Origin of the sequence: Brevibacterium sp. FAM 24630, assembly GCF_049804075.1 — a bacterium.
Lineage (GTDB): Bacteria > Actinomycetota > Actinomycetes > Actinomycetales > Brevibacteriaceae > Brevibacterium.
Genome location: NZ_JBNBZD010000045.1, coordinates 1 through 3,596, shown reverse-complemented (window position 1 = coordinate 3,596; position 3,596 = coordinate 1). Strand labels below are relative to the sequence as shown.

Below are 3,596 nucleotides of genomic sequence, written 5' to 3'. Positions count from 1 at the left end.
GACCAATTGTCGGTGAGCGTCGGGTGACGGCCTGGCGCTCACCGCCACGACCCGGTGGCGCTGAAAGGCAATATCGGGTGGCGCTCAACCACAATAGTCAGTGGCGCTCACACCACCGAATACTCAACTGTCATTGCGTGCCTGGCTACAATATTTATCGCTCAAGCGGTTTCAGCCAGAAACCTCCACGAACGGATCAAAGACTTGCCCGATCTGTCCGACGGTGACAGTCGTGCGCTGGAAAATGGTGTTCGTCGCGCGTCGCAGCTTCAGTCGATGCTCACAGCAGCAGTTTCGTTCAGCATTCTCGGTGCGGCGGTATCAGTGGTGATTACCATCGTTGTTGCCGCAAATGGAGAAGTTGCCGCTTCCGTCGTATCGGGCCTCCTGAGCCTGCTCTTGATGCTCGAAATCGCTCAGCAAACCCAACAAGGTATTGATTTTGATCTCAGCCGAGTCGAAGCCTCACGGCATGCCAGAGAACGCGCTGCATACGAGCACGCCTTCCGGCCCCGTCGCTTCTCCCGAATCTTGTCTGGTACTTGGTATGTGTTCTTCTTCTTGACGCTTGCTATCCCATCGATCGCAGCGACTTGCGCAGGCTATCACCAGCTTGCATATAAGACTGCTCTTGCCTGCGTGTTTTCGTGGGGGTTCGGGGTCGCGATTTCAGTACTGTGTGTGCGCAGTGTATTTGGGATAACGCGACGAAGTCGAGTCACTGCGCGGGTGCTGGGTCCAACCTTGTTTACCATCTTCTGGATGGTGTCGGTCCAGATCACCCTCGTGTTCATGACGGATGCAGATCTCGAATCGAGGAGCATTCTCTGGATCTACGGCGTCACCTATTTCGTTGCCCTCGTCTTCGGGTGGTTGCGTGCATGGGGCGAATCAGGCTGGTCGGCCTTCGGCGTTTTTGGGCAACAGTACGTAAGAACACTGAGAGAAGCAGACGACTCGATCATTGCAAGTGTCTCCACGGAACCAAATTCCGGAAAGACATTGTTGCGGTTTTGCCTAGAGCTTCTTATCGTGCTGGCTCCAGCTGCTGTCATTGGGCTGTTAAATTTCGGGGCGGAGACAGCCTGGTATCCGGCACTCCTATCGGTCACAATACTGGTCGCTTCCGCAGCAGCACGATGGAGCGTATCGGTGGAACGCTGGACGGGCTACGTCGTCGCGATCCTGGTCATTGGCCTGATTGGTCATCAAGTATGGGAAACTCACAAATTCGGGCTGGAGTTGTCGATCATTTACTCTGCCATGATGATCCTGGCGGTGAGTCTTGTGGTGTGGAAACGAGAGCAGTACTGCCTGGGGTTTGGGTCTTTTCTCACCGTCGTCGATAGAGATTCAGTTATTCGCCGCCAAACGGACCTCAAGATTTTGGGCGCTACGACTGAGTGCACCGATGCTTCAGGAGATTCCGCCGGGCTCCCGCCCCGCCGCTAGTCGGTTGTGATCAGACAGCTCTTGACCCATGGGAAACTGCCGCTCAGTTCGGTCACATTCCTCGCGCTTCCCCTCCCGCTCAGATCGGCCGCCTCCAGCCCGGAGACCGCCCAACACCTCAACTTCTTCACCGAGGTCCCGCCGACCTTCGTGTCCAGCGCGGTTGCCCCCGTATCGACTACAAAGCGTTGAGTAGAAGGAACTTTCTCAAGGTTACAGTTGGCAGGGAATGAGTATCTATTTCAATGCGCCTTTAAGGGCTGCAGCACACGCCTCCACTCCAATGTCGACCCCCGTTGCGGCCAGCTGACCGCTGATCCCCCCGGGGTTCACGAGGTTGTACTCAACAATGTAGGGAAAGGCGAGGTCAATCCCGACATAGTTGATCCCATGCTCTTGGAGTTCACGGCCGGCTTCTTCGCATAGTTCTCGAGCTTCGTCGGATATCTCGAGCTCAGTTTCTATTCCACCGACTGCGAAGTTGCCCCGGAACTCCGATCCTGTGGGAGTCTTCTTGTAGCCGCCCACCACTTTTCCGCCTGCGACTATGACTCGATTCTCAGTGGCGGCCATTTCCGGAATGTATTTCTGTAAGAGCGTATATTGCTCAGCCTGACCATATGCTTCCCGAGTATGCATCTCATATTTCTGATAGGCGTTTCCAGTCGCGGATTGAACAAGCGCTGAGGTATTCGGGTCGTCGTTCCGCACCAGGAAGACGCCTGCACCACATCCGAGGTTTGGAGGTTTCAACACCCACGTGGCACTAGAATCTGAGGCGATTGCTTCTCTCACATCCGATTCGTGAAGGAGAACATGGGATCCGGCGAAGTGCGTCGAGGCACGTAGCCCGAGAACACCGATCTTGTTGTTGATGAAGAAGACCGATGAGGGCCGGTTGACGAAGGTGACACGTTGCTCAAGCACCCATAGAAGTTGGAAGAACTCACTTTCGCGTGATGGATGTGAATACTCGAGGAGCCACACTAGGTCGAAGTCCTCGCAGGATCTCACGACTGTCATGCGTGGGTGGGGGTCGCCCACTTTTCCTCCTTCAAAGGGTGAGGTATGTGCGACGACCTGGGTGTCTAGCAGTGACAATGTGTCAACATCACCGAGCACGACCTCGTGCCCGAGCTCTTGCAATGATCGCGGAATGAAGTAGTTATTGACGGGTTCGTAGTGCGTTCGCTGGAGTGTCAGGACGAGGATTTTCACGAGTTCACCTTCAAGTTTTGGAGTGCTTGCGTCAGGTCGTCGATCTTGTTTCCGGCCAGGATGACGTATGCGTGCCTTTCTACTGAGCAAGTAATGTCGCCGCGACTGTCTCTGTCCTTCAATATCTCGGCTTCCTTGACCATATTGTTTTCGTGCATCAGGTCAATCCATTGCTGGTCGGTGTGAGACCAACGCCGAAGATCTGGGAAGTGCACGGCTGCGTGTTCGCCGACTGGTTCAGATTCAGGTAGACGTTGGTTCTGCTGTGTGCGGAAGAGTATTTCAAAGGCCGAAGCGCCGACGCTCCATTTCATGAGATCAGCGATGTAATCTCCACCGACTCGCCCGTGAGCTTCTATGAGTCGAGGTTGTCCTTCTTCGAGAATGAACTCAATGTGTGAGAGACCGGTTTGGTAGCCGGCATGGTCGAGGACTGTACGTACAGCGTCGAATAGACGATCGCGATGTTCGTCGGGAATCTGGGCTGGTTGTAGGTGCCCGGTCTCGACCAGCCCGTTTGTTCCTCCTGTGGTCTTCTCGGTCACCACCAGAGGCTGGTGGCTCCCTTCCCATGAGATGCTCTCTACTGAGTATTCAGGTCCGGCGAATCGTTGTTCGACTAGATATGAGTCAGGCGTGAGTTCTAGCGATTGAAGATCTTGTTCGGATTGAATGCTGTGCACGTCGCGGCTACCAGCCCCCGAATTAGGTTTGATTACAATGCCGTGGGGAGATTTTTCGAAGATGTTCCGAAGATCATTTTCTGGGTGAGCATCAAGGGCCGCCATTTGGTGCAAACGGGACTGATGCAGGGTTAGGTGACATCTAATCTGGCTTGTTCATAGGCAAGCCTGGAAGGATAGACACCATGCCACAGCCCTACCCGAAAGAATTCCGCGACGACGTCATCCGCGTCGTCCAGACCA

General features: G+C 54.6%; 3 protein-coding genes. 1 reads left to right on the top strand and 2 read right to left on the bottom strand.

Annotated elements, in window-relative coordinates:
- Positions 1-204: 204 nt before the first annotated feature.
- Positions 205-1,452 carry a hypothetical protein gene (locus tag ACPUD7_RS17540; RefSeq protein ID WP_425120627.1) on the top strand — a complete coding sequence of 416 codons (1,248 nt, stop codon included), beginning with the start codon at positions 205-207 and terminating at the stop codon, positions 1,450-1,452.
- A gap of 237 nt (positions 1,453-1,689) precedes the next feature.
- Here ACPUD7_RS17540 and ACPUD7_RS17535 read toward each other — a convergent pair whose 3' ends face one another.
- Entirely contained in the window at positions 1,690-2,670 is a 981-nt protein-coding gene (locus tag ACPUD7_RS17535; protein ID WP_135448019.1) for an ATP-grasp domain-containing protein, read from the bottom strand.
- Entirely contained in the window at positions 2,667-3,458 is a 792-nt protein-coding gene (locus ACPUD7_RS17530) for an ATP-grasp domain-containing protein (RefSeq protein WP_425120626.1), read from the bottom strand. Before ACPUD7_RS17530 ends, ACPUD7_RS17535 begins: the two co-directional genes overlap by 4 nt.
- Between the last annotated feature and the right edge of the window lie 138 nt (positions 3,459-3,596).

Coding starts and splice junctions, on each gene's coding strand:
- ACPUD7_RS17530 (WP_425120626.1), bottom strand. CDS start 3,458: ATGGCGGCCCTTGATGCTCACCCAGAAAATGATCTTCGGAACATCTTC.